The sequence below is a fragment of the Actinoallomurus acaciae genome, assembly GCF_042429965.1.
GTDB lineage: Bacteria > Actinomycetota > Actinomycetes > Streptosporangiales > Streptosporangiaceae > Actinoallomurus > Actinoallomurus acaciae.
Genome location: NZ_JBHLZP010000679.1, coordinates 1 through 3,734 on the forward strand (window position 1 = coordinate 1; position 3,734 = coordinate 3,734).

General features: G+C 71.0%; 2 protein-coding genes and 1 pseudogene. 1 reads left to right on the top strand and 2 read right to left on the bottom strand.

What is annotated here, in order from left to right:
* Positions 1 to 918, bottom strand: a 918-nt coding sequence (locus ACFFNX_RS44825; RefSeq protein ID WP_378212368.1) for a serine/threonine-protein kinase, incomplete at its 3' end; no start/stop codon positions are given.
* Positions 919 to 1,188: 270 nt separating this feature from the next.
* On the opposite strand from ACFFNX_RS44825, the gene typA reads away from it, so the two are divergent.
* Entirely contained in the window at positions 1,189 to 3,045 is a 1,857-nt protein-coding gene (gene typA / locus ACFFNX_RS44830) for a translational GTPase TypA (protein ID WP_378212369.1), read from the top strand.
* A gap of 33 nt (positions 3,046 to 3,078) precedes the next feature.
* Here the strand turns inward: typA and ACFFNX_RS44835 are convergent.
* A pseudogene (locus tag ACFFNX_RS44835) lies at positions 3,079 to 3,734 on the bottom strand (hypothetical protein); the annotation flags it as partial.

The window sequence follows — 3,734 nt, forward strand, 5'->3', positions numbered from 1 at the left end:
GCCGCCACCGGCGGCCCCGCCTCCGCCGCCCGATCCGGTGCCCAGCGCGATCGCCAGCGGCGAGAGCGCGGCCAGCGTGGCGGCGACCTCGACCAGGTGGCTCCGGCCGGTCCGCTCCCAGCCGTGTCCGTAGGCCTCGGCCGCGATCCACTCCAGCTCGCGGACGAAGTCGAGCGCCGACGCCGGCCGGTCGGAGGGGTCCTTGGCCATGCCGCGCAGGACCAGCGGGCGTACCGGCTCGGGAACCTCCATGGCGGGCACCGGCGCGGTCAGGTGCCGCTGTTCGAGCGTGGCCTGGTCCGCGCTCCCGTACGGCCGACGGCCGGTCAGGCACTCGAAGAAGACACAGGTCGCCGCGTACACGTCCGTGCTGGGGGCGGCCGGCCCGCCCGTCCACTGCTCGGGAGCCATGTACCCCGGGCTTCCGGCGGAGACGCCGGCGTGCCCCGACCGGATGGCGACGCCGAAGTCGGCGATCTTGCTCTGGCCGTTCTCCTGTACGAGGACGTTCTCAGGTTTGTAGTCGCGGTGCACGATCCCGGCGGCGTGGGCGGCACCGAGACCGAGCAGCGAGCCCTTCAGCACGGCGAGGGCCGCCTCCGGGACGGTCGGGCCGTGTGCCTCCAGCACCGCGCGGAGAGAGGCACCGGACACCGCCTCCATCACGATCGCCGCGCGGGTGCCCGACTCGGCGTACTCGTAGAGCCTCGTGACGTACGGGCTGTGCAGCGCGGCCAGCGTCCGCGCCTCCTCGCGGAACCGGCTCAGGAACCACTCGCCGCCGAGACGCCCCACGGACAGGTACTTGATCGCTACGAGAGTGCCGGAGCCCTCATGCCGGGCCAGGACGACCCGCCCGAACGAGCCCGTGCCGAGCTCGCGCAGTTCGGTGTAGCCCGGAAGCGTCCAGTCGGTCACACCTGCTCCTAGGTCCGTGGGCGGTGCCGGGCAAGCAAAGCGCGGAACGCCCCGGTGAATGCTCCGGCCAGGATCGGGGCGCCCCGCACAATCGTTCGACGCGAGGAGAGCAGGATCGGTTGCCGCGAAATACCGATACTTTCCGTCATGTTCCCCGTGCAGAACGTACCGTGGTGCGAGGCGACCGTGGCTACCCGGTCGGCCAAGTAGACTTGTATCCGCCGCGCGGATCCCGCGGCGACTCCCACCCACGAAGCGAGACCCGCACGCATGCCCACCGCCACCCGGGACGATCTGCGCAATGTCGCCATCGTCGCCCACGTCGACCACGGCAAGACCACTCTCGTCGACGCCATGCTCTGGCAGTCCGGCGCGTTCCGCGAGAACCAGGACGTCAATGAGCGGGTCATGGACTCCAACGACCTGGAGCGCGAGAAGGGCATCACGATTCTCGCCAAGAACACCGCGGTCCGGCACGGCGGCATGACGATCAACATCATCGACACGCCGGGGCACGCCGACTTCGGCGGCGAGGTCGAGCGCGGCCTGTCGATGGTGGACGGCGTCGTCCTCCTCGTGGACGCCTCCGAGGGTCCACTGCCGCAGACCCGCTTCGTGCTCCGCAAGGCGCTCAGCGCGAAGATGCCGGTCATCCTCGTCGTCAACAAGGTCGACCGGCCCGACGCGCGCATCGGCGAGGTGGTCGACGAGACGTACGAGCTGTTCCTCGACCTCGACGCCGACGAGGAACAGATCGACTTCCCGATCGTGTACGCGTCGGCGAAGGCCGGCCGGGCGAGCCTGAACAAGCCCGACAACGGTGGCCTGCCCGACAGCGAGGACCTCGAGCCGCTGTTCCAGGTGATCCGGGACACGATCCCCGCGCCGTCCTACGACCCGGACACGCCGTTGCAGGCGCACGTCACCAACCTGGACGCGAGCTCCTACCTCGGCCGCATCGCGCTGTGCCGCGTGCACTCGGGCGTTCTGAAGAAGGGCCAGCAGGTCGCGTGGTGCAAGCACGACGGCACCATCGAGCGGGTGAAGATCACTGAGCTGATGATGACCGATGCGCTCGAGCGCAAGGCCGCCGAGGAGGCGGGGCCGGGCGACATCATCGCCATCGCCGGCATCCCGGACATCATGATCGGCGACACGCTCGCCGACGCGGAGGACCCGCGGCCGCTGCCGCTGATCACCGTTGACGAGCCGGCCATCGCGATGATGATCGGCACCAACACCGGTCCGCTCGCGGGCCGCGAGAAGGGCACCAAGGTCACCGCGCGGCTGGTCAAGGACCGGCTGGACCGCGAGCTCATCGGCAACGTCTCGATCCGCGTGCTGCCGACCGAGCGGCCCGACGCGTGGGAGGTCCAGGGGCGTGGCGAGCTGGCGCTCGCGATTCTCGTGGAGACGATGCGCCGTGAGGGGTACGAGCTCACCATCGGCAAGCCGCGGGTCGTCACCAAGGAGATCGACGGCAAGGTGCACGAGCCGGTGGAGCGGCTGACGGTCGACGCGCCCGAGGAGTACCTCGGCGCCATCACCCAGCTCCTGGCCGTGCGCAAGGGCCGCATGGAGCACATGACGAACCACGGCACGGGCTGGATCCGGATGGAGTTCCTCGTCCCGGCGCGTGGCCTGATCGGCTTCCGCACCGAGTTCCTCACCGAGACCCGTGGTACGGGCATCGCGCACCAGGTGTTCGAGGGCTACGAGCCGTGGTTCGGCGAGCTGCGCACCCGGCCGACGGGATCCCTGGTCTCCGACCGGGCCGGTGCCGCCACGGCGTACGCGATGTTCAATCTCCAGGAGCGGGGCACCTTGTTCGTCGCCCCGGCCACCGAGGTGTACGGAGGCATGATCGTCGGTGAGAACTCCCGCGCCGACGACATGGACGTGAACATCACCAAGGAGAAGCAGAAGACCAACGTGCGGTCCTCGACCGCGGAGGTCTTCGAGCGCCTCACGCCGCCGCGCGTGCTCAGCCTCGAGGCGGCGCTGGAGTTCATCGCCGACGACGAGTGTGTGGAGTTGACCCCGGCGGCGATCCGGCTGCGCAAGGTGGTTCTGGACGCCAAGGACCGCGAGCGCATCCGCGCCCGCGGCAAGCGCGGCCAGGCCTGACCCGCACCTCGCCGCGACGGCTTCGCCGGGATCTCAGCGGTCGCGTTCGCGATGCCGGGCCTGGGGCTGCCGGCGGTCGCGGCGCCGCTGCGCGACCGGAAGGCGGTGTTCGCCCGGCTCGATCCGCCAGCGCACGTCGGCGTGGATGCCGGCCCGTTCGAGGCGCTCGCGGGCGGCCTCGAACGACGCGCACCACTGCTCCTCGCGTTCGACGTCGAGGCGCCGCTGGTCGTCGCTCTCGGCCGGTTCGGTGCGCAGCAACGCCATGCGTATCTGGCGCGCGTCGTCGACGCGGACCTCGACCGCGTGCTGTGACCAGTCGCCCCGGGTGAGGACGGCCTCGCCGGAGTCGGCGGTCAGGGTCTCGAACCCCTCGTCCACCTCGTAACCGAGGCCCTCGAACGCCTCCCGGAGCGCGGTGGTCACGTAGTGGCGTTCGGCCTCGCGCTGAAGATCGCCGACGAGGCGTACGGCTTCGCCTCGAAGCTCCTCGTCGAACGCCGCGGCGCCCTCGGCGACCTCGGCCAGCCGCGAGCGTACGCCGCCGGCGTCGGGATGGGTCTCCAGCTCGCGGACGAACCGTGCGGCGGCGGCACGGTCGTCGCGCCGCCGGCGGGCGCGCTCGTTGGCCTCCTGGATGCGGATGCGCACCTCGGTGAGGCGGCTCTCGGCCTCCCCCTGCGTGGCGG